A 22,674-nucleotide genomic window follows, 5' to 3' on the forward strand; every position below is an offset into this window, starting at 1 on the left:
CTATAGAGCGGCCGACTCGTCAGTTGCTTCGCGAACCCAAGGAATCAACGCCGCAATGGATGTCCGCAATCCGGAACATGCCGATCTTCTCGACTGGAAGGCCCTGAAGTCGCAATGCGATTTCATCGCGAGCCGCCAGGCCGAAAACGCGGCTGCCACCCGCACGGCACTCCTGGCCGCGATCAAGGAAGCCAATGCCAAGGGCCGCGCGCGGGCCGAGGAACTGCTGATGGCCGATGGTGGCGGGCTTGCCTGCGCCATGCGGATTTGCCGGCTGCAGGATCACATCATCACCATCCTGCACGATTTCGCGTTGAACCATGTCTTCAGCGCATCGAATACGCCGCAAGCTTCGCGTCTCTGCGTTGCCGCTGTCGGCGGTTACGGGCGCGGCACGCTGGCGCCTGGCTCGGATATCGATCTTCTGTTCCTGCTGCCCGACAAGAAACCGGCCTGGGTCGAGCCTGCGATCGAATTCATCCTCTATATCCTCTGGGACATGGGCCTGAAGGTCGGTCATGCAACCCGTACGGTGGAAGAGTGCATTCGCCTCTCCAAGACCGACATGACCATTCGCACGGCCATTCTGGAAGCGCGCTATATTTGCGGCCAGCGCGCGCTGCTTTCGGAACTCGAAACGCGCTTCGACAACGAAGTGGTGCGCAATTCCGGTCCGCAATTCATCGCCGCCAAGCTTGCCGAACGTGACGAGCGCCACCGCAAGAGCGGCGACACCCGATATCTGGTCGAGCCGAATGTGAAGGAAGGCAAGGGCGGGCTTCGCGACCTGCACACGCTCTTCTGGATCTCGAAATACTATTACCGCGTCCGCGACACCGAGGATCTGGTCAAGCTGGGCGTCCTGTCGCGCTCGGAATTCCGCCTGTTCGAGAAATGCGACGACTTTCTCTGGGCCGTGCGCTGCCACATGCATTTCCTGACCGGCAAGAGCGAGGAGCGCCTGTCCTTCGACATCCAGCCGGATATCGCCCGCCGCCTCGATTACCATGATCGGCCCGGCCTGACGGCGGTCGAGCGCTTCATGAAGCATTATTTCTGGATGGCGAAGAATGTCGGCGACCTGACCCGCATTCTCTGCGCGACGCTGGAAGAGCAGCAGGCCAAGGATGCGCCGGGCCTCACCAATGTCATCAGCCGCTTTGCCAACCGTCCGCGCAAGATTGCCGGATCGCCGCAATTCGTCGAGGATCGCGGCCGCATCGCGCTTTCAAGCCCGGATGTCTTCAAGGAAGACCCGGTCAACCTCATCCGCTTCTTCCACGTCGCGGAAATGAAGGAGCTGGAATATCACCCCGATGCTCTGAGCCGCATCACGCGTTCGCTGGCGCTGATCGACAATGCGCTACGCGACAACGAGGCAGCCAACGCCATCTTCCTGTCGATCCTGACTTCGCACAAGAACCCCGCCATGACGCTCAGGCGCATGAACGAGGCTGGCGTGCTCGGCCGCTTCCTGCCCGAATTCGGCAAGATCGTCTCGATGATGCAGTTCAACATGTATCACCACTATACGGTGGACGAGCATCTCTTGCGCACCGTCGAGGTCGTCGCCTCCATCGAGGCTGGCCGTGACAAGGATATCAATCCGCTGGCCGTGTCGCTGTTTCCCTCGATCGAGGATCGTCAGGTCATCTATGTCGCGGCCCTTCTGCACGACGTCGCCAAGGGGCGCCCGGAGGACCATTCGACAGCCGGCGCCAAGGTCGCCCGCAAGCTCTGCCCGCGTCTCGGCATGACGCCGAAGCAGACGGAACTCGTTGCCTGGCTGATCGAGGAACATCTCACCATGTCCATGGTGGCACAGACGCGCGACCTCAACGATCGCAAGACGATCATGGACTTTTTCGAGCGCGTCCAGTCGCTCGAGCGCCTGCGTCTGCTGTTGATCCTCACCGTCGCCGATATCCGCGCCGTCGGTCCTGGTGTCTGGAACGGCTGGAAGGGCCAGCTGTTGCGGACGCTCTACTATGAGACCGAACTGCAGCTGACGGGCGGTTTCTCGGAGGTCTCCCGCAAGGAGCGCGCCGCCGCTGCCCGCGAGCGGCTTGCTGAAGCGCTGGAAGGCTGGACCCAGAAGGACCGCAAGACCTATTCGAAGCTCCATTACGAGCCATATCTGCTGAGTGTCTCGCTCGAAGATCAGACCCGCCATGCCGGCTTCATCCGCGATGCCGACAAGGCCGGCAAGGCGCTGGCCAGCATGGTGCGCACGCGCTCCTTCCATTCGATCACAGAGATCACGGTTCTCGCGCCCGACCATCCGCGCCTGCTCGCCATCATCACCGGAGCCTGTGCGGCCGCCGGCGCCAACATCGCCGACGCCAACATCTTCACGACGGCGGATGGCCGCGCGCTTGATACGATCATGATCAACCGCGAGTTCAAGAACGACGAGGACGAAATCCGCCGCGCCACCTCGATCGGCAAGCTGATCGAGGATGTGCTGGCCGGTCAGAAGCGCGTTCCGGAAGTCATCGCCATTCGCACGAAGGGCAAGAAGCGCAACACGACCTTCACCATCGCCCCGGCCGTGACCGTGTCGAACACGCTCTCCAACAAGTTTACCGTGCTCGAGCTGGAATGCCTCGACCGTCCGGGTCTGCTTTACGAGATCACCTCGGTGCTCTCCGACCTGTCGCTCGACATCACCTCCGCCCACATCACCACCTTCGGCGAAAAGGTCATCGATACCTTCTATGTGACTGACCTCGTGGGGCAGAAGATCACCAACGAAAACCGCCAGGCCAATATCACGGCCCGCGTGAAGGCGGTTCTGGCCGAAGTGGAGGATGAGGCCCGCAGCGGCATGCCCTCCGGCATCATCGCGCCGGCCCCGATCCGCGGCGTCAAGAAAACGAGATCCGGCGCATGAGCCTGTTCAAGAAATTCGTGACGGTGGGCGGCGGAACCCTCGGCAGCCGCTTGATGGGTTTCGCGCGCGAAACCATGATGGCGGCAGCCCTCGGCACCGGGCCCATGGCCGAAGCCTTCTACGCCGCCTTCAAGCTACCCAATCTCTTCCGGCGGCTGTTTGCCGAAGGCGCGTTCAACGCCGCCTTCGTGCCGCTCTTCGCCAAGGAGATCGAGGCGGGTGGCATCGACGGGGCAAAACGCTTTTCGGAAGAGGTCTTCGGCGTTCTCTTCACCGTATTGCTGGCGCTGACCGTCGTCATGGAACTGTCCATGCCGATCCTCATGCGCACCATCATCGCGCCGGGCTTCGAGGGCGACAAATATGACGTGACCGTGCGGCTGGCGATCATCATGTTCCCCTATCTCGCCTGCATGTCGCTGACCGCCATGCTGTCGGGCATGCTGAATTCGCTGCATCACTATCTCGCCGCCGCCATCGCGCCGATCTTCTTCAACGTCGCGATGATCGCGGCTCTTGCCTATGGTCTCTGGATCAAGGCCGATGCGGTCTCCATCGCCTACTATCTGTCCTATGCGGTGCTGGTCGCCGGCATCCTGCAAATGCTGGTGCTCTATATCGGTGTCCGTTTTGCCGGCATGTCGATCGCATTCCGACGTCCGCATATGACGCCGAACGTGAAGCGCCTGCTGCTTCTGGCGCTTCCTGCCGCCGTCACCGGCGGCGTCACCCAGATCAACCTGATCATCGGTCAGGCCGTCGCCTCGATGAAGGATGGCGCGATCGCCTCGCTGCAATATGCCGACCGCATCTATCAATTGCCGCTGGGCGTCGTGGGTGTCGCCGTCGGTGTGGTTCTCCTGCCCGAGCTCGCCCGCGCGCTGAAAAGCGGTCATATGGTCGAAGCCGAGAGCCTGCAGAACCGCTCGATCGAATTCGTGCTCTTTCTCACGCTGCCCGCCGCCGCCGGCATTTTCGCCTTGTCTGATGACATCATCCGGCTTGTCTACGAGCGCGGCGCCTTCCATCCGGAAGCGACGGCGACCGTCGCCGCCGTGCTGACGCTCTTCGGCTTCGGCCTGCCCGGCTTCGTGCTGAACAAGGCGCTCACTCCCGGCTTCTTCGCGCGCGAGGATACGAAGACGCCGATGCGTTTCACCATGATCTCGGTCTTCGTGAACAGTGCGCTTTCCATTTCGCTTTTTCCCTTCTTTGCCGAGCGCGGCATTGCGGCGGCGGAATCGATCGCCGGCTGGCTGTCGACCATCATGCTCTTCGTCTCGCTCACGCGTCGCGGCCATCTCAATATCGAACGGGCGCTGGTGTCCCGAGCGATCCGAATGGTGATCGCGTCGGTGATCATGGCGGTTGCGGCGCATTACATGGCGGTGCATTTTGCCGGCTATCTGCACTCGGGAAGCCCGGCGCTCATGCAGGCCGCCGTACTTCTGCCGATCGTCTTTGCGTCCTTCGCGCTTTATCTCGTCATCGTCTTCGCCATTGGCGGTGCCGATATCGGCATGATCCGCCGCAACATGAAGCGGCGCGGCAAGGCGGCGCCTGCGATTCCCGAAGACGCGGCTTGATCGTCTGCGCCGTGCAGGCTATTGCGCAAGCTTGAACAGGCGTTTGCCCAGTCACGAACCATGGACAGACGCGGGCCTTCCAACCGCCCGCCCAAGAGGACACATATGAAACAGTTCCAGCCGCTCGTCTTTTCCGGCGTTCAGCCCACCGGCAATCTGCATCTCGGCAACTATCTCGGCGCGATCCGCAAATTCGTGGCGCTGCAGGATAAGAACGACTGCATCTATTGCGTCGTCGATATGCATGCGCTGACCGCGCAGCTGGTGCATGAGGACCTGAAGGAGCAGACCCGCTCGATCGCCGCGGCCTTCATCGCCTCCGGTATCGACCCGAAGAAGCATATCGTCTTCAACCAGTCGGCCGTGCCCGGCCATGCCGAACTTGCCTGGATCTTTAACTGCGTCGCCCGCATCGGCTGGATGAACCGCATGACGCAGTTCAAGGACAAGGCCGGCAAGGATGCCGAGAAGGCCTCGCTCGGCCTTTACGCCTATCCGAGCCTGATGGCTGCCGACATCCTGCTCTACCGCGCCACCCATGTTCCGGTCGGCGACGACCAGAAGCAGCATCTCGAACTGACCCGCGACATTGCGCAGAAGTTCAACCTCGACTTCGCTGACCATATCCGCAAAAGCGGTGAGGGGGTCGATATCAAGGTCGGCGACGAGCCGGTGCACGCCTATTTCCCGATGGTGGAAGCGTTGATCGATGGTCCCGCGCCGCGCGTCATGTCCCTGCGCGATGGCACGAAGAAGATGTCGAAGTCGGATCCGTCGGACCTCTCGCGCATCAACCTGATGGACGATGCCGACGCGATCTCGAAGAAGATCAAGAAGGCCAAGACCGATCCGGAAGGCTTGCCGGGCGAGACGGATGGTCTTGCCGGCCGTCCCGAAGCCGACAACCTCGTCGGCATTTATGCGGCCCTCGCCGACACGTCCAAGGCCGATGTCCTGAAGGAATTCGGTGGCCAGCAGTTTTCGGCCTTCAAGCCGGCCCTGGCCGATCTGGCGGTCACCGTTCTTGCGCCGATCCATGCCGAGATGCGCCGCCTCATGGACGCGACCGATCATATCGACGCGATCCTGAAGGATGGCGGCGAACGCGCCCGCGCCCGCGCAGACGTCACTCTGAAGCAGGTTCGCGACATCGTCGGCTTCCTGTGATCGACCAATGAACGATGATGCACCCTCTCCGCAGTTTTGATGGCTTGCGGGGCGGGCGCGCAAATGGCATTGTCCGCGCATGGTTTCAAGACGCCTATCACGCCTCGAAGGTCATCGCCGTAAATTCATGGCGATCGTTGACCAGACGCCCGAATGCAGCCGGGCCGTTCTTTATGCAGGCTATCGCGCCCGCAACACGGGTGGCGGCGTGGTTCTCATGTTTGTCGTGTCACAGCAGGACTTCCAGCAATGGCTGGGCGTCGGCGATCTCATGCGTGAAGAGGCCATGGAAGAGGCGAACGCCGCGCTCGCCAAGACCGCGCAGTTCATCCGCGAAAAGGTCGGCATCGAGCCAGAGCTGGTGATCCGCGAAGGCCAGGCGGTGGAGCAGATCCACGCGCTGATCGAGGAAGACCGCGACATCGCCATTCTTGTGCTCGCCTCCGGATCGACCAAGGAGGGGCCGGGCCCGCTGGTGTCGTCCGTGGCCGGACGCTCCGCCGCCTTCCCCATTCCGGTCACGGTGATCCCTGATGCGCTGAGCGACGAAGAGATCGAGGCGCTTTCTTGAGTTTCTGAGAAAAGTTTTTTCCGCTATAAGGGCTTTTGACCGCATCACGGGCTTGATCGCCTTTCGCGATGCGCCTATTTTGGAAACATTCTAAAAGTTTGAGCCGCTTGAACGGTGGCCACGGAGACCGGCATGTTTATCCAGACCGAAGCAACCCCGAATCCTGCAACGCTGAAGTTCTTGCCCGGCAAGGTGGTTCTTCAGGAAGGAACGGCGGATTTCCGCAGCGCCGACGAGGCCGCAGCATCGCCGCTCGCCGCTCGTCTTTTCGGCATTCCCGGCGTCACTGGTGTCTTTTTCGGCTATGACTTCGTCACCGTGACCAAAGAGGACCAGGACTGGGCGCATCTGAAGCCCGCCATCCTCGGTTCGATCATGGAGCATTTCATGTCCGGCGCGCCCGTGATGGGCGGTGCAAGCACGGCTGAAGCGACGGATCCTTCGGGCGAGTTCTATAACGAAGGCGATGAGATCATCGTGAAGACGATCAAGGAGCTTCTGGAAACCCGCGTCCGCCCGGCCGTGGCCCAGGACGGCGGCGACATCACCTTCCGCGGTTTCCGGGACGGCAAGGTCTTTCTCAACATGAAGGGCTCCTGCGCCGGCTGCCCGTCTTCCACCGCGACGCTGAAGCATGGCGTGCAGAACCTTCTGCGCCATTTCATTCCGGAAGTGCAGGAAGTCGAGGCCGTCTGAGGCCTGCCGCATGATCGTTCTTGCCATAGACACCGCCGGCGTCGACTGTTCCGTGGCCGTCTATGATACGGCCGCCGAACGGTTGATGGCGAGTGCGACGGAGACGCTCGGCAAGGGCCACGCAGAGCGCCTGTCTGGCATGATCGATGACGTCATGCGTCAGGCTATGCTTACGCCTGATGCTCTCGGACGAATTGGTGTGACAGTCGGTCCCGGTTCCTTCACCGGGATCCGCGTTGGCGTTGCCGCCGCGCGGGGTCTGGCGCTTGCGCTCGGCATTCCAGCCGTGGGCGTGACCACGCTGGAGGTTCTGGTGGAGGCGGAAAGACACGCTAAACATGCCGGGCCCTTGACCGCTGCCATCGATGCAAAACGCGGCGAAATCTATCTTCAGCCTTTTGATGAAACCGGGACGCCGAGCGACGAGCCGCAGGCTCTGCTGCTTGATGATGCCCGCGCGCGGATCGCAGTATCGGGGGCGAGGGCGGTCGGATCGGGGGCGGCTGCACTGCTTCATTCGTCAGCCGAGGCTGACCATTTCGACATCGGGGCCGTGGCCCGCCTTGCGGCACGAAAGTCGAATGTTACGGGCAAGCCCGCCCCGCTATACCTGCGAGGACCGGATGCGAAGCCTCAGTTGGGCTTCGCCATTGAACGCAGAGCATAGGGATGCTGGAGAAGTTCTTCTCGCGAAAAGTCGATTATGAAATCATTCCCATGGAGGTCGCCCATTGCCGCGCTGCATCTGCGATCCATGGGGAGCGCTTTTTGCGAGGCTGGAGCGACGGCGAGTTTCACGACCTGCTCGGCCAGGACACGGTTGGCGGTTTTGTTGCCTTTCACTCCGGCCTGTCCCCGCGCGACGGCGTGACGGGTTTCGTGCTTTCCCGCACGGCGGCCGGCGAAGCTGAAATTCTGTCGATCGGCGTCACGCCGAGGGTCGCCCGTCAGGGGCTCGGCTGGAGGCTGATGCGCGCAGCCCTTGCCGACATCGTCGCCCGCGATGCCACCACCGTTTTTCTCGAAGTGGACGAGACCAATACGGCGGCGCGTGCTCTCTATGCCAAGCTTGGCTTTGCCAAGGTGGCCGAACGGCCGGCCTATTACGCCGGACCCGACGGCAAGAAGACGGCCGCTCATGTGATGCGCCTCGATCTCACCGCGCCCCGGAAACCCAGGAGCGGCAAGCCGTGATCGTCAGGCTCCGGATTGCGGCGCTTCTCATTGTTGTCGTGATCGTGACGCTTTTTATGGCACCCCTGCAGGTCGTCGCGCTGCGTTTCGACTGGCGGCTGCGCCGCAGACTGCCCGGCATCTGGCACCGCATTGCCTGCGCCCTTCTCGGTGTCAGGATTCATGTCAACAGCGAGCCGGCGACCGGTCGGCCGCTGATGATCGCGGCAAACCATTCCTCCTGGCTCGACATTCTCGTGCTCAGCGCCGTGGCCGACGTCGTCTTCATCGCCAAATCCGAGGTCAAGACCTGGCCGGTCTTCAACACTCTGGCACGTCTGCAGGCCACGATCTTCATCGAGCGGGAAGAACGCCGCAAGACCGGCGATCAGGTGAACGAAATCGGCGCGCGGCTTGCGGCGGGTGAGATCGTCGTCCTCTTTCCGGAAGGCACGACCTCCGACGGCAACCGCCTTCTGCCGGTCAAGACCTCGCTCTTCGGCGCGGCCTCCGCAGCCCTCCCGGCATCGCCCGAGGGGGTGGTGCTGATACAGCCCGTCGCCGTCGCCTATACACGCGCCCACGGCCTGCCCCTTGGCCGTTTCCACCGGGTGCTCGCCGCTTGGCCGGGCGACACCGAACTGGTGCCGCATCTCTCCGGGGTTCTCAAAATGGGGTCCCTGGAAGCGGAAGTGACCTTCTGCCCGCCAATCCCTTTTTCGGCCTCAAGCAACCGCAAGGCTGTCAGCCGGTTGGTGGAAGAAGAAATCGGCACCGCGCTGCATGCGACCCTGCGGAGCCCAAGGTAAGCTTTTTCTTACGCCGCAGCGTGAAGCCGTTCTCCCGCGATCCGGTAGGAAATCGCCTCGGCGATATGAATGCGTCCGATCGCCCGTTGTCCGTCCAGATCGGCAATGGTGCGCGCCACTTTCAGGATCCGGTGATAGCCGCGCGCTGAGAACTTCATCTTCTCGGCCGCATCCTGCAACAGCGTCAGGCCGCCGCGATCGGGCTCGGCGATCTTCTCGATGATCGCCGTCGAGCATTGCGCATTGGTGCGAATGTGAGGCGCGCCGAATTCGAGGAAGCGTTCCCGCTGCATCTCGCGGGCGGCGGCCACGCGGCGCGCGACATCGGCGCTGCGCTCGGACGCTGCAGGGATCAGCAGATCGGCGGCATTGACCGCCGGAACGTCGATGCGGATATCGATCCGGTCCATCAGCGGTCCGGAAATGCGCGCCTGGTAATCGGCAACGCAGCGCGGGCCGCGCGCGCAGCTATGGCCGGGCTCTCCCGCCATGCCGCAGCGGCAGGGGTTCATCGCCGCGATCAACTGGATATTGGCGGGGTAGGAAACGCGGTGATTGGCGCGCGCAATCACGCATTCGCCGGTCTCCAGCGGCTGTCGCAGCGCGTCCAGCGCCTGACTTGAGAATTCCGGCAATTCATCGAGGAAGAGCACACCGTGATGGGCGAGAGACACTTCCCCCGGCTTTGCCCGCAACCCGCCGCCGATCAGCGAGGCCATGGTCGCGGAATGATGCGGCGCGCGAAATGGCCGCCGATCGGACAGCTTGCCGCCCGATAATTGCCCGGCGACCGAATGGATCATCGAGACTTCGAGAAGCTCGGCTGCCGACAGGGGCGGCAGGATCGAGGGCAGGCGCTGCGCCAGCATCGACTTGCCGGAGCCCGGCGGCCCGATCATCAACAGGTTATGCCCACCCGCGGCCACAACCTCTAGCGCCCGCTTGGCGCTCTCCTGGCCGCGAATGTCCGAGAGATCGGGAAGATTGGCCGGCAGGGCACGCACAGCCGGCTCCGGCCGCGTCAGCACCTGCGTTCCGCGAAAATGATTGGCCAGCCCGATGAGACTGCGCGGCGCAAGAATATCGATATCGGCGCCCGCCCAGGCCGCCTCCGGCCCGCTGCCCGCCGGGCAGATCAGCCCCTTGCCCATCGCATTGGCGGCAATGGCCGCCGGCAGAGCACCCGCAACGGGCGCGATCGTCCCGTCAAGATTGAGTTCGCCCACCACGGCATAATCCGACAGCGCATCCGCCGGGATCGCGCCCAGCGCGGCCATCAGACCGAGCGCAATGGCAAGGTCGAAATGCGATCCTTCCTTCGGTAGGTCGGCCGGGGCGAGATTGACGGTAATCCGCTTCGGCGGTAGCGAGAGGCCCGAGGCGTGGAGCGCCGCATGCACCCGCTCGCGACTTTCGGCAACCGCCTTGTCCGGCAGCCCGACGATCTGCATGGCGAGCTTGCCGGGCGATACCATCACCTGCACGTCGACCGGCAAGCCCTCAATGCCCTGAAATGCCACCGTTGCCACCCGCGATACCATGACCCGCCCCCTGAATCTCTTAGGTTGCATGCAGCCTCTCACAGTTGCAAGAATGAAGCAAGAACAAAAAAGAAACAAAATGGCGGAAAAATCCACACATGGTTGTGTGAGGTTGTGGCGCGTGAACAAAGCTCGAATGGCACGGCCGCCCGCGACGGTCATGGCCGGCGCGGGGCGTACCTTTCGTTAGGAATCTCAAGCCGTCCGCTTGGCCTCGATGGCGTCCCACAGAAGGGCGGCGATATCCGTGCCGCTGAAGCGCTTGACCTCGCGAATGCCGGTCGGTGAGGTGACGTTGATTTCGGTGAGATAATCGCCGATGACGTCGATGCCGACGAGAATGAAGCCGCGTTCCCGCAGCGCCGGGCCGATGCGGTCGCAGATTTCCTGTTCGCGCTTCGTCAGTTCCGTATGTTCGGCGCGCCCGCCGACATGCATGTTGGAGCGGCTGTCATGCTCGGCGGGCACACGGTTGATGGCGCCCACGGGCTTGCCGTCGATGAGGATGATGCGCTTGTCGCCCTTGCGCACGTCCGGCAGATATTGCTGCGCAATGAAAGGCTCGCGGAACATCTGCCCAAAGGTTTCGAGCAGAGACGACAGGTTGCGGTCGTCCTTCTTGAGATGGAACACGCCGGCCCCGCCATTGCCATAGAGCGGCTTGATGATGATATCGCCCATCTCTTCACGGAAGGTGCGGATCTCGGCGGCGTCCCGGGTAATCAGCGTGGCCGGCATCAGGTCGGGAAACTCGGTGACGAAGATCTTCTCCGGCGAATTGCGCACCCAGGCCGGATCGTTCACCACCACCGTCTTCGGGTGGATCCGTTCCAGCATGTGCGTGGAGGTGATATAAGCCATGTCGAAGGGCGGGTCCTGGCGCAGCAGCACGACGTCCATGGTCGACAGATCGATGCGTTCGGGCGAGCCCAGCGTAAAATGGTCGCCCTTGACGTCACGCAGCTCCATCGGCTCGGCGGTCGCATAGACCTTTCCGTCGCGCAGCGACAGTTTCTCTGGCGTATAGTGGAAAAGCCTGTAGCCGCGCGCCTGTGCTTCCAGGCTCATGGCGAAGGTGGAGTCGCCCGCGATGTTGATGGACGAGACATGGTCCATCTGGACCGCGACATTCCTGATCTTTGCCATGTGATATCCTTGGAGCATGTCCTGAAAAACCGTGGGTCGGCTTTCCGCCCGGACATGCGTTGACGGGCCTGCACGATTGCGCGCCCCGGATATTTAGGCGGTCACAGCGCCGAGCGCAACGGGCGTTTGGTCAGTCTGGCGGTCAGGCGGTTGAGCTTGCCCTTGGCCTTCAGGGCAAGGGCAAGAGGCAGCGGGAAGGGGCGTCGCAGGAAGGCGATCTTGCGGACATAGGTGTCGATCTTCCAGGTCGCCCATGTGTTGCCGGCGAAATAGGCGATGTCGCCGGGCTTGAGGACGCGCGTGACGCCGCTTTCGTCGGTGACTTCCACTTCCCCTTCGAGGATCATAACGGTCTCGTCCCATGCGAAATGCCAGCGGAAGGCGCCGGCGGTGCAGTCCCACAGCGCCGTCATCGCGGCCTTGTCAGCACTGTGCGAATGTTCCGCAATGCGCGCTTCCGGCGTCCCTGAAAGGATCCAGTCCGGATCGATCGGCGCGGATTTCATCTCCATGGCAGCCGAAGAGGCCGCCACCAGCGGCGGTACGTCGGTCAGGTCGAGAAGCGGCCTTGCGCCCGCAACCAGCGCCATGAATGCCTGTATCGGCAGAAGATGAAACGCCATGACGGCCCCTTGTCCTGAAATCAGGGCCCATCATTGCGCAAAAATCTCACGAAATTACTACTCGAAAAGCAGAAATTTTAAAAACCCGCCGTCATTCCGGCCTCGGAAGCGGCTGTTTCTGTGCCATTCTGGGCCGGTTGGACGGGCGCGGGGCCCGGCTCGATCCGCTTGCCCGTATCGACGGCAAAGAAATGCAGGCGATCGGCTGCGATGGTGAGGCGGATGTTGGCGGGCAGGTCCAGATCCGGCGAAACGGCGACAACCAGGGGATGGCCGCCGCAAAGGCCGTGCAGCAGACGCTGCGCGCCCAGATCCTCGATGAAGCTGATCGTGAACGGCATCCCGGTCCCTTGGGTTACAAGCCGCAGGTCTTCGGCGCGCAGGCCGAGGGTGACGTGCCCGTTGGGCAGGTTTGCAGAAAGCCCGCTCAGCTGGTCGCCGATCAGAATGCCGCCATTGAAGACGGTGGCCGGCAGAAGGTTCATCGCCGGCGAACCGATGAAGCTCGCCACGAAAGTCGAGGCCGGACGGTGATACACTTCCAGCGGGGCGCCGATCTGTTCGATCCGCCCGCCATTGAGCACGACGAGCCGGTCGGCCAGCGTCATGGCTTCGAGCTGGTCATGGGTGACATAGATCGAGGTCGTGCCGAGGCGCTTCTGCAGCTGCTTGATCTCGCCACGCATGCTGACGCGCAGCTTCGCATCGAGGTTCGAAAGCGGCTCGTCGAAGAGAAAGGCGGCAGGCTTGCGCACGATAGCGCGGCCCATGGCGACGCGCTGGCGCTGACCGCCGGAAAGCGCCCGCGGCTTGCGCTCCAGATAGGGTTCCAGCTCCAGCATGCGGGCGGCTTCCGCCACGCGCGCATCGATCTCGGCCTTGGGCGTGCCGCGGTTCTTCAGGCCATAGGCCAGGTTCTTGTAAACGCTCATATGCGGATAGAGCGCATAGTTCTGGAACACCATGGCAATGTCGCGCTCGGCCGGTTCGACATCGTTGATCCTGCGCCCGCCGATGGAGACCGAGCCCTCGCTGATCGTCTCAAGCCCGGCGACCATGCGCAGCAGGGTGGACTTGCCGCAGCCAGAAGGGCCGACAAGCACGATGAACTCGCCGTCTGCAATGTCGATATCGACATCGCTGACGGCGCGAACGCCGCCGGTATAGATTTTCGAGACCCGTGCGATTTCGATGCGCGCCATGTCTTTATCCTTTACTTGTCGCTTTCGGTCAGGCCCTTGATGAACCAGCTCTGGAAGATCACGACGATCAGAACTGGCGGGAGCATGGCAAGGATCGCGAGCGCGAAAGCCTGATTGTAATCGGGGATCTGGGAGCCGACCCAGACCAGCAGAATTTGCTTGATGCCGCGCACCAGCGTGAAGAAGCTCTCATCCGTGGTCATCAGCATCGGCCAGAGATACTGGTTCCAGCCATAGACGAACATGACAATGAACATCGCGGCGATCATGTTGCGCGACAGCGGGACCAGGATGTCGATGAAGAACTTGAGCGGCCCCGCGCCGTCGATGCGCGCCGCCTCCAGAAGCTCTTCCGGCACCGAGCGGAAAAACTGCCGGAAATAGAAGGTGCCGGTCGCCGAGGCGAGCAGCGGCACGATCAGGCCGGTATAGGTGTCGACCAGCCCCAGCTTCGTCATCACCGCATAGGACGGCAGAATGCGCACTTCCAGCGGCAAAAGCAGCGTGGTGAAGATCATCCAGAAGAAGATCACGCCCATACGGAAGCGGAAATAGACGATGGCATAGGCCGCCAGCATCGACAGAACGATTTTGCCCACCGCAAAGCCAATGCCGAGAATGAAGGAATTCCTCAATTCGGAAAGGCCGGTGACCTTGCCCGTGAAGCCGCCGCTTTCCAGGAGAACCTTGTGATAGGTGTCGTAGAAATGGTCGCCCCAGGTGATCATCAGGCCCTTGGAATAGATTTCCGTCGGCTCATGCGTGGACGTGATGAAGGCCACCACGATCGGGCCGATCATCAGGAAGACGCCGAAAAGCAGGATGAGATGGTCGAAGACTTTTTTCATGTGTGTCACTCTCACCCGTCTCAGCCGTAATGCACGCGGCGCTCGAGGAAGCGGAACTGGAAGATGGTCAGCACGAAGACCACGATCATCAGGATGACCGACTGTGCCGACGACCCGCCGAGATCGTTGCCGCGGAAACCGTCGAGATAGATCTTGTAGACCAGTGTCACGGGGTTGTTGGCGGCCTTGTCCTTGACCACGGTATCGACGATGCCGAACGTGTCGAACAGCGAATAGGTCATGTTGATGATCAGCAGGAAGAAGGCCGTCGGCGACAGAAGCGGCAGGATCACCGTCCAGAAGCGGCGGAAGCCGGAGCGGCAGTCGATCGTGGCGGCCTCGCGCACCGAAACCGGAATGCCCTGCAGGCCTGACAGGCAGAAAATGAAGTTATAGGGGATCTGCTTCCACACCGAGATGAAGATCATCGCGAAAGCCGTGTCGTAATAGTTCACGCCGACCTTCATGTCCCAGCCGAAATAGCTGACCAGTTTCACGAAGGGGCCGATATGCTGGTCGAAGAACATCGAGCCGATCAGACCGGCTGCGGGTGGCGCAACCGCATAGACGGCGATCAGCGCGGTCTTGTAGGCGCTGGCCCCGCGCAGGATCGCGTCGGCCTTCACGGCCAGGAGCAGCCCGATCGACAGCGACAGCACGGTCACGACGATCGTGAACCAGACCGTAAAGACGGCGATGTTGAGATAGTCCCCGCCGAACAGCGCGTCGTGATAGTTGCGCAGGCCCACAAAGGTCGAGCCGAAGCCGAAGGGATCCTCGATGTAGAAGGAGGACTGGATCGCCTGTATGGACGGCCAGTAGAAGAAGATCACGATGACCGCCATCTGCGGCAGCAGGAACAGGTAGGGCAGGAACCTGTTGTTGAACTGGACTCTCTTCATGGAGGTTATGTCCCGCGCGATGCGTTCAGGGCGTCATCCGGACGGAGCGAAACGCACGCCGGCCGGGTGTTGCATGCAATGGAAAAAGCGCAGGGGCTCGATCCGGAGCTGTCCCCGCTTGTGGATTGGCATCCGGGAACGGCCGTCCCCGGATGCCATCAAATTGCTGAAGCTTCTGCTCAGCCGGCGGTCTTGGCAAAACGGGCGAGCATTTCGTCACCCTGCTTCTTGATGGTTTCCATCGCGTCCTTCACGGTCGTCTGACCGGCGAAGATGCGGCCATATTCGCGTTCCATGACTTCGCGGATCTGCGGATAGAAGCCGAGGCGATAGCCCTTGTCCCATTCGCCGCCCGGCAGCAGGAGCTGCTTGATGCCGACTTCGGCAACCGGCTGCTTCTGGTAATAGCCTTCCTTGGTGGCCAGTTCGTAGGCAGCCTTGGTAACCGGAACATAGCCGGTGTTTTCATGCCAATAGACCTGGATTTCCGGCGAGGTCAGGAATTCGAAGAAGGCGGCCGTGCAATTGTTTTCGGCTTCAGGCTTGCCCGACATGGCGAAGAGGGCCGCGCCGCCGATGAAGCTGTGGACGCCGGCGCCCTTGATGGAGCCCCAATAGGGCAGGAAGTCAGCCGAGAAAGGCATCTGTGCGGTCTTCTGCAGGCCGCCGAAGGAGCCCGAGGAGCCGATCCACAGAGCAGCCTTGTTCTGTTCGAAAACCTTCTGGTTATCGGACCAGCCGGCACCGTAATAGCCGAACCAGCCCTTGTCGGCCCAGTCTTTCAGCTTTTCATACATCATCACATGGTTCGGATCGGTCACGTTCAGCGTCGTGCCGGCCGCGCCGTCATAGCCGTTGTTGTTCGAAGCGAACTGGATGTTGTTGCGGGCGAAGAAGTTCTCGGTGAACTCCCAGGTCAGCTGCGACTGCACGAGCGGAACGAAGCCGGCTTCCTTGAGCTTGGGGGCGATCTTCTCGAACTCTTCCCAGGTCTTCGGAGCCTCGACACCGGCCTTCTTCAGCGCGTCGGTGTTGATGTACATGATCGGAGCCGAGGAGTTGAACGGCATGCCGATGAACTTGCCGTCCTTGTCGGCATAGAGATACTTCACGCCTTCGATGAAGGCGCTGCGATCAAACGGGTGGCCGGCCTTCTTGATCAGGTCTTCGGCCGGAATGACAGCGCCCTTGGCGTTGATGATCGTCGCCGAACCGGCGTCGAAAACCTGAAGGATATTCGGCTGCTGGTGCGAACGGAAAGCGGCGATGCCGGCGGCAAGCGCTTCCTCATAGGTGCCCTTCGAAACGGGGGTCAGCTCGCAGGCGGTCTGCGAAGCGTTGAAGCGCTTCGAAATTTCGTTGATGACGTCGCCGTTGTGGCCGCTCATGCCATGCCACCAGGTGATTTGCGTTGCGGCAAACGAGCTGGTTGCCGAGAGCACGAGCGCCAGCCCGGCAATCGAGAGTTTCTTCAACATGCGGAATACCCCTTCCAAGGTTGATAGCCTGAAGGGGCATTAGACCCGCTACGTGAAGTGAGGATGAAATTTTTATTTCAGAAATGCGACAGTTGGGCGGTGTATTCTGTTTCAGAATACATCCTTAAAATGTGAGGGGATTTTGAAGGGGGGAACGGCCACGATATCATAGCGCCAGGAAAGCCTTTCGCTGTCCTTCTGCTTCGAAAGCCAGGTGAGGCTCGCGGCGGTGATGCGGGCCTGCGATCGGCCGCCGACCGCGAAAAGAGCCTCCTCGGCGCTGCGGCGCGCCTTGACCTCGACAAAGGCGACAAGATCGCCCTTGCGTGCAATGATGTCGATCTCGCCGCCTTTCGTGCGATAGCGCATGGCCGCGATGCGGTAGCCTTTCACAAGCAGAAACAGGGCGGCGACATATTCGGCGAAAAATCCCCGCCTGTAAGCCGCAAGCTTCTTGTCCTGCGGCTTTCCTGCCATTGGTTCAGCCCTTCAGCGCCATCAGGCGCTCGTAGAGTTCGCTGCGGGCAAGGCCAGTCTGTCGAGCGGCTTCCTGCGCGGCCTTGCTGGCCGGCATGTCGGTCGCGAGCTTCAGGAGAAGCGCGTCGATATCGATCTCGTCCGGCTCCTTTTCACCCGGCGGGCCGATGACGAGAACGATCTCGCCCTTCACCGTGGCATCCGCATAGGCCTGCGCCAGTTCGACCAGCGTTGCGCGGCGGAACTCTTCATAGGTCTTCGTCAGCTCGCGGCAGACGGAGGCGGCTCGCTCCCCACCCAGCACATCGGCAGCGGCGGCCAGAGTGTCGCCGATCCTGTGCGGGGATTCAAAGAAGATCAGCGTCGCCGGGATGTCTTTAAGGTCCGACAGCCGGTCGCGTCGCGCCTTGTCCTTGGCGGGCAGAAACCCGGCAAAAAGAAAGGCATCGTTGGGCAGGCCGGAGCCGACCAGGGCGGCAAGCGGCGCAGACGCGCCAGGGATAGGAATTACCTTGTAGCCGGCATCGATCGCCAGCTGCCCGAGCCTGTAGCCGGGATCGGAAACCAGCGGTGTGCCGGCATCCGAGACCAGCGCCACCGTCTTTCCCTGTTCCAGAAAGGCGAGAAGTCGCGGCCCTGCCTCATCGGCATTATGCTCGTGATAGGCAAAGGGGCGATTGCGGATACCGTAACGGTCGAGCAGGACCCGGGTCACGCGCGTATCCTCGCAGGCAAGCACATCGGCGCCGGCCAGCGTCTCGAGCGCCCTGAGCGTGATATCGCCGAGATTGCCGATGGGGGTGGCCACCAGATAAAGACCGGGGGCGAGCGGTCGCGCCGGCACATCGATATTGCCGATCCGGTATGTCCGTTCTTTCGCGTCTGTTTCTGTCATCATGACTGCCTTTTGTGGTCAGTTTCGCGCGAAAGCAAGCACGGCGGCAAGCCGCAGCGCGATAAATTGTGCGGCAATGGCCGAGACCCTTGCTTTGCGGGGGGTGTTTCTGCCATTTTGCCGCTCCACATCATCCGGACCCGGAAAAGGGATCGAGACCCGAGCCGCGCGCCTCTTTCTTGAGAAGCGGGCGACAGCCACAGAAACGGTAACAGTTCCATGCGCATTACGATCGAGCGTTCCAATCTTCTGAAGTCGCTGAACCACGTCCACCGCGTGGTCGAAAGACGGAACACGATCCCGATCCTGTCCAACGTGCTCTTGCGCGGCGAGGGGCAGAGCCTGGAAATGAAGGCGACCGACCTCGACCTCGAAATCACGGAATCCACGCCCGCCCAGGTCGAGCAGGCCGGCGGCACGACCGTTCCGGCCCATCTTCTCTATGATATTGTCCGCAAGCTGCCAGACGGGGCGGAAGTCCTTCTGGCGACGACGACCGATGGCAGCGCCATGACAGTGGCTTCGGGGCGCTCCAAGTTCTCGCTGCAATGCCTGCCGGTCTCCGACTTCCCCGATCTCAACGCCGGCACGTTCAGCCATTCCTTCAAGGTCAAGGGCGCCGATCTGAAGATGCTGATCGACCGCACGCAGTTTGCGATCTCAACGGAGGAGACCCGCTATTACCTCAACGGCATCTTCATGCACACCGTCGAGGCCGGCGGCGATCTGAAGCTGCGCGCTGTTGCGACCGACGGTCACCGTCTCGCCCGCGCCGATGTCGTTGCTCCCTCTGGCTCTGAAGGCATGCCCGGCATCATCATTCCGCGCAAGACAGTCGGCGAATTGCAGAAGCTCGTCGATGGCGTCGAGGGCGATGTCGCAGTCGAGATTTCGGACGCCAAGATCCGCGTCACCACCGGCCCGATCGTCATGACCTCCAAGCTCATCGACGGCACCTTCCCGGATTACCAGCGTGTCATTCCCTCGGGCAACGACAAGGAAATGCGCGTCGATTGCGCCACCTTCCAGGCCGCCGTCGACCGCGTCTCGACCATTTCGTCGGAACGTGGCCGCGCCGTTAAGCTGGCCATCGGCGACGGTCAGCTGACGCTGACCGTCAATAACCCGGATTCGGGCTCTGCGACTGACGAAGTGCCGGTCGGCTACGACAACGACCCTCTGGAAATCGGCTTCAACGCCAAATACCTGCTCGACATCACGCAGCAGCTTTCAGGCGGCGAGGCGGTCTTCCTGCTCGCCGATCCGGGCTCGCCGACCGTGGTGCGCGATGTCGCCGGCGACGACGCACTCTACGTCCTGATGCCGATGCGCGTATAAGCGCTTGTTGTCTATCGGGTTTCTAAAGTAGGCGACATTTCGGTGTGCTTGTCCATTTGCGCCTTGTTTTTGTCTTAACGCGTCGCAATAGTGAATCATTCACGGTTGCGTTGCAGATGGAGAAAACATGGTTGTCGGGCTCGTGCGTAGGAAAATCGGCAAACATTTCGATGGTGAATTGCGCTTCGTGCGCGGCATGATCGAAGGCCCGAAGCAGGTGGGTGCCATCCTGCCCACCTCTTCCGTGACGGCCAAGGTCATGGCGCGGGTCATTAACCCGGCCTCCGGCCTCAAAGTTCTCGAACTAGGCCCCGGAACTGGCGCGATTACCAAGGCGATCCTCAATCGCATCCCGCCGCAGCGCCTTGTCTCGGTTGAGTATTCGACGCCGTTCTACAATCATCTGGCGGCAAGCTTTCCGGATGTTCACTTCATCAATGGAGACGCTTTCGATCTCGACACCTCGCTCGGCGAGCTGCGCAACGAGACTTTCGACTGTGTGATCTCGGCCATTCCGCTTCTCAATTTCCCGATGAGCGGCCGCATCGCGCTTGTAGAAAGCCTCTTGGAGCGCATTCCCGCCGGCCGGCCGATCGTGCAGATCTCCTACGGGCCGATTTCGCCGGTCGCGGCAAAGCCCGAGAGCTACACGATCAAGCATCTCGATTTCGTCGTCCGCAACATTCCGCCCGCGCAGCTTTGGACCTACACGAAGACCGCCTGAGCGGCCTCTGCTTTCCCAAAGCAGTGATTTCCCCGCATTCACCACTTGCGGCAGCATTGCTGTCGTGCGACTTGACGACGACGGAAGAGTTGGGGTGGTGAACATGACGGACATGCGCGAGCGGCTGATCGTCGGGCTGGATGTCCCGACCGTGCGGGAGGCAGAGGCCGTCGTGCGCAAGCTCGATGACGACGTGATCTTCTACAAGGTCGGCTATCAGCTCGCCTTTGCCGGCGGGCTGGATTTCGCCCGCGAGCTTGCCAAGAGCGGACGCAAGGTCTTCCTCGACATGAAGCTTCTGGACATCGACAACACGGTGGCCAGCGCGGTCGAAAACATCGTCAAGATGGGCATGACCATGCTGACGCTGCATGCCTATCCCAAGGCGATGAAGGCGGCCGTGGCGGCGGCCGCAGGTTCCGATCTCTGCCTTCTCGGCGTCACCGTGCTCACCTCGATGGACGAGCAGGACATGATGGATGCCGGCTACGAATACGATCCGCATACGCTGGTGCTGCGCCGGGCCGAGCAGGCCCGTATCGCCGGCATGGGCGGCATCGTCTGCTCGGCCGAAGAAGCAAGCGCCGTGCGCCGCATCGTCGGTCCGGACATGGCCGTCGTCACGCCCGGCATTCGCCCCGCTGGCGCCGACAAGGGCGACCAGAAGCGCGTCATGACGCCGGCGGATGCGCTGCGTGCCGGTGCCAGCCATCTCGTGGTGGCTCGCCCGATCGTCAAGGCCGACGATCCGCGCGCTGCCGCCCGCGCCATTCTCGCCGAAATGGCGACCGTGAAATAAGCCAAGGAGGAAGAAGCATGGCCAAGGGATACTGGATCGCCCGCGTCGATATCCGCGTGCAGGAGCGCTATCACGAATATGTCTCCGCCGCGAAAGTGGCCTTCGACAAGTATGGCGCCAAATTCCTCGCCCGTGGCGGCCGGACAGAGGCTGCGGAAGGCACGGCCCGCGCCCGCAACGTCATCATCGAATTCGACAGCTTCGAGACAGCCCAGGCCTGCTATCACTCGCCGGAATATCAGGTCGCCGCAGCGATCCGGAAGGAAATCGCCGATGGCGAAATCGTGCTGGTCGAGGGCGCCTGAAAAGCCTGCGGGTGCACTGCAAAATCACGCCTTCACGGACGCCGCGAATTGGTCTAAGAGACCTTGAAACTCTAAGATTCAGGAGCGCTTGACATGACACTCGCCAACCAGACCAAACTCGTCACCGTTTTCGGCGGCTCGGGCTTTGTTGGCAGGCATATCGTCAGAGCGTTGGCGAAGCGCGGCTATCGCATTCGCGTCGCCGTCCGCCGTCCGGATCTGGCAGGTCACGTCCTGCCGGCCGGCAATGTCGGCCAGATCGCGCTGGTCCAGGCGAACCTCCGCTTTCGCAATTCCGTCGATCGCGCCGCGCAGGGCTCGGACTACGTGATCAACTGCGTCGGCCTGCTGCAGGAAAGCGGTCGCAACAAGTTCGACTCGGTACAGGATTTCGGCGCGCGCGCCGTAGCCGAAGCCGCCCGCGCTGCCGGTGCCAAGCTCATTCATCTCTCCGCCATCGGCGCGGATTCCGGCAGCAGCTCCGATTATGCCCGCACCAAGGGCATGGCGGAAAAGGCGATACGCGAAATCCTGCCCGACGCCACGATCCTGCGTCCCTCCATCGTGTTCGGCCCGGAAGACCAGTTCTTCAACAAGTTCGCCGACATGGCCCGCACGGCCCCCTTCCTGCCGCTGATCGGCGGCGGCAAGACGGCCTTCCAGCCAGTCTATGTTGGCGATATCGCCGAAGCGGTGGCAAACCTGGTTGACGGCAAGGCGCTGCCCGGCCGTATCTATGAGCTCGGAGGTCCGGAGGTCCTGACCTTCCGCCAGTGTCTCGAGATCATGCTGGCCGAGATCGATCGTGACACGCCGTTCATCTCGCTGCCCTTCCCGATCGCTTCGCTGATCGGATCGATCGCGTCGCTGATCCCGCTTCTGACCCCGCCGATCACGGCCGATCAGGTCAAGCTCCTGAAGTCCGACAATGTCGTCTCCAAGGAAGCAGAAGCCGAGGGTCGTACGCTCGCCGCGCTCGGCGTGACGCCCACGCTGGTTGCCTCGATCATCCCGTCCTACCTCGTCCACTTCCGTCCTCAGGGGCAGTATGCCCGCACCGGCAAGGCCGCCTGAGCCTCAGGTTTTCCTCAAAACCCGCTCGGCCATCGAGTCGGCGGGGGTTGAGGCAAATGCGGCAAAGCTGTCTCAGGTTGCGACGTTGCGAAAATGCACCACAAATTTTTCACATGCGCCTTAACCTCGGATTCAGGTTACTCCGTTATTGATCTTCATACGGGCCAGGCGTAGACCTCGCGCACCCAAGCAAGGGACGCGCCGCCTCCCGGGGACGGCAAAAAAGTTTCACAGGGCGATACTTCATCATGGGCAAATCCATTGCAATCTTCTTCGCATGCTCGGCGCTGATCATCCTCGGCGCCTCCTTCACGGCCCCGACCGCGATCGCCTCCAAGGCCGAGTGCGCACCGGCCTACGGCGTCGATCCGTGTGCGATCACGGGGTCGACCCGGTAAGTCGGAAGCAATCGAGTGAATAGGGAAAA

General features: G+C 61.8%; 23 protein-coding genes. 14 read left to right on the forward strand and 9 right to left on the reverse strand.

The annotated features are described in order from the left end of the window. Positions 1-55: 55 nt before the first annotated feature. From LQK83_RS20550 to LQK83_RS20585, 8 genes are all read left to right on the forward strand, one after another. The gene (locus LQK83_RS20550; RefSeq protein ID WP_230839356.1) at positions 56-2,893 is read left to right on the forward strand and encodes a [protein-PII] uridylyltransferase; all 2,838 of its coding nucleotides are present in this window, start codon (positions 56-58) and stop codon (positions 2,891-2,893) included. Next, positions 2,890-4,479, forward strand: a complete 1,590-nt coding sequence (murJ, locus tag LQK83_RS20555) for a murein biosynthesis integral membrane protein MurJ (RefSeq protein ID WP_230839357.1) — start codon at positions 2,890-2,892, stop codon at positions 4,477-4,479. Before LQK83_RS20550 ends, murJ begins: the two co-directional genes overlap by 4 nt. Before the next feature lie 105 nt (positions 4,480-4,584). Continuing rightward, positions 4,585-5,646 (forward strand): tryptophan--tRNA ligase, encoded by a 1,062-nt coding sequence (trpS, locus tag LQK83_RS20560; protein ID WP_230839358.1) that lies wholly within the window; start codon positions 4,585-4,587, stop codon positions 5,644-5,646. A gap of 79 nt (positions 5,647-5,725) precedes the next feature. Beyond that, complete coding sequence (locus LQK83_RS20565; RefSeq protein ID WP_230839359.1) at positions 5,726-6,217, forward strand: universal stress protein; 492 nt, start codon at positions 5,726-5,728, stop codon at positions 6,215-6,217. A 132-nt stretch (positions 6,218-6,349) separates the two neighbouring features. Further along, positions 6,350-6,913, forward strand: coding sequence for a NifU family protein (locus tag LQK83_RS20570; protein ID WP_230839360.1), 564 nt, complete (start codon positions 6,350-6,352; stop codon positions 6,911-6,913). 10 nt (positions 6,914-6,923) lie between these two features. After that, a complete protein-coding gene (gene tsaB / locus LQK83_RS20575; RefSeq protein ID WP_230839361.1) occupies positions 6,924-7,580 on the forward strand; it encodes a tRNA (adenosine(37)-N6)-threonylcarbamoyltransferase complex dimerization subunit type 1 TsaB in 657 nt (218 codons plus the stop codon). Positions 7,581-7,582: 2 nt separating this feature from the next. Next, positions 7,583-8,107, forward strand: coding sequence for a GNAT family N-acetyltransferase (locus LQK83_RS20580; RefSeq protein ID WP_230839362.1), 525 nt, complete (start codon positions 7,583-7,585; stop codon positions 8,105-8,107). Next, complete coding sequence (locus LQK83_RS20585) at positions 8,104-8,895, forward strand: lysophospholipid acyltransferase family protein (protein WP_230839363.1); 792 nt, start codon at positions 8,104-8,106, stop codon at positions 8,893-8,895. Before LQK83_RS20580 ends, LQK83_RS20585 begins: the two co-directional genes overlap by 4 nt. A gap of 8 nt (positions 8,896-8,903) precedes the next feature. Here LQK83_RS20585 and LQK83_RS20590 read toward each other — a convergent pair whose 3' ends face one another. The 9 genes from LQK83_RS20590 to rsmI form a co-directional block, all read right to left on the reverse strand. Next, entirely contained in the window at positions 8,904-10,436 is a 1,533-nt protein-coding gene (locus LQK83_RS20590) for a YifB family Mg chelatase-like AAA ATPase (protein WP_230839364.1), read from the reverse strand. Between the two features lie 195 nt (positions 10,437-10,631). After that, on the reverse strand, positions 10,632-11,582 hold the full coding sequence (gshB, locus tag LQK83_RS20595; RefSeq protein ID WP_230839365.1) for a glutathione synthase: 951 nt from the start codon (positions 11,580-11,582) through the stop codon (positions 10,632-10,634). A 101-nt stretch (positions 11,583-11,683) separates the two neighbouring features. Further along, entirely contained in the window at positions 11,684-12,172 is a 489-nt protein-coding gene (locus LQK83_RS20600; protein ID WP_230839400.1) for a cupin domain-containing protein, read from the reverse strand. Between the two features lie 110 nt (positions 12,173-12,282). Next, a complete protein-coding gene (locus LQK83_RS20605; RefSeq protein ID WP_230839366.1) occupies positions 12,283-13,407 on the reverse strand; it encodes a sn-glycerol-3-phosphate import ATP-binding protein UgpC in 1,125 nt (374 codons plus the stop codon). An 11-nt stretch (positions 13,408-13,418) separates the two neighbouring features. Next, positions 13,419-14,255 (reverse strand): ABC transporter permease subunit, encoded by an 837-nt coding sequence (locus tag LQK83_RS20610; protein ID WP_230839367.1) that lies wholly within the window; start codon positions 14,253-14,255, stop codon positions 13,419-13,421. A gap of 20 nt (positions 14,256-14,275) precedes the next feature. After that, positions 14,276-15,157 (reverse strand): ABC transporter permease subunit, encoded by an 882-nt coding sequence (locus tag LQK83_RS20615; protein ID WP_230839368.1) that lies wholly within the window; start codon positions 15,155-15,157, stop codon positions 14,276-14,278. Positions 15,158-15,336: 179 nt separating this feature from the next. Then, entirely contained in the window at positions 15,337-16,635 is a 1,299-nt protein-coding gene (locus tag LQK83_RS20620) for an extracellular solute-binding protein (protein WP_230839369.1), read from the reverse strand. A 111-nt stretch (positions 16,636-16,746) separates the two neighbouring features. Next, positions 16,747-17,112 carry a YraN family protein gene (locus LQK83_RS20625; protein ID WP_230839370.1) on the reverse strand — a complete coding sequence of 122 codons (366 nt, stop codon included), beginning with the start codon at positions 17,110-17,112 and terminating at the stop codon, positions 16,747-16,749. A 4-nt stretch (positions 17,113-17,116) separates the two neighbouring features. Then, a complete protein-coding gene (gene rsmI / locus LQK83_RS20630; protein WP_442966806.1) occupies positions 17,117-18,007 on the reverse strand; it encodes a 16S rRNA (cytidine(1402)-2'-O)-methyltransferase in 891 nt (296 codons plus the stop codon). A 219-nt stretch (positions 18,008-18,226) separates the two neighbouring features. Between rsmI and dnaN the strand changes: the two genes are divergently transcribed. The 6 genes from dnaN (at position 18,227) to LQK83_RS20660 (ending at position 22,645) form a co-directional block, all read left to right on the forward strand. Beyond that, positions 18,227-19,345 (forward strand): DNA polymerase III subunit beta, encoded by a 1,119-nt coding sequence (gene dnaN, locus LQK83_RS20635; RefSeq protein ID WP_230839372.1) that lies wholly within the window; start codon positions 18,227-18,229, stop codon positions 19,343-19,345. A 127-nt stretch (positions 19,346-19,472) separates the two neighbouring features. Continuing rightward, complete coding sequence (pmtA, locus tag LQK83_RS20640) at positions 19,473-20,069, forward strand: phospholipid N-methyltransferase PmtA (protein WP_230839373.1); 597 nt, start codon at positions 19,473-19,475, stop codon at positions 20,067-20,069. Between the two features lie 103 nt (positions 20,070-20,172). Beyond that, complete coding sequence (gene pyrF / locus LQK83_RS20645; RefSeq protein WP_230839401.1) at positions 20,173-20,868, forward strand: orotidine-5'-phosphate decarboxylase; 696 nt, start codon at positions 20,173-20,175, stop codon at positions 20,866-20,868. Positions 20,869-20,885: 17 nt separating this feature from the next. After that, positions 20,886-21,173, forward strand: a complete 288-nt coding sequence (locus LQK83_RS20650; protein ID WP_230839374.1) for a DUF1330 domain-containing protein — start codon at positions 20,886-20,888, stop codon at positions 21,171-21,173. Positions 21,174-21,266: 93 nt separating this feature from the next. Continuing rightward, entirely contained in the window at positions 21,267-22,247 is a 981-nt protein-coding gene (locus LQK83_RS20655; RefSeq protein ID WP_230839375.1) for a complex I NDUFA9 subunit family protein, read from the forward strand. A gap of 248 nt (positions 22,248-22,495) precedes the next feature. Then, a complete protein-coding gene (locus tag LQK83_RS20660) occupies positions 22,496-22,645 on the forward strand; it encodes a hypothetical protein (RefSeq protein ID WP_181366687.1) in 150 nt (49 codons plus the stop codon). Positions 22,646-22,674 lie beyond the last annotated feature (29 nt).

This window comes from Rhizobium sp. C1 (assembly GCF_021026335.1).
Classification (GTDB): Bacteria; Pseudomonadota; Alphaproteobacteria; order Rhizobiales; family Rhizobiaceae; genus Ensifer_A.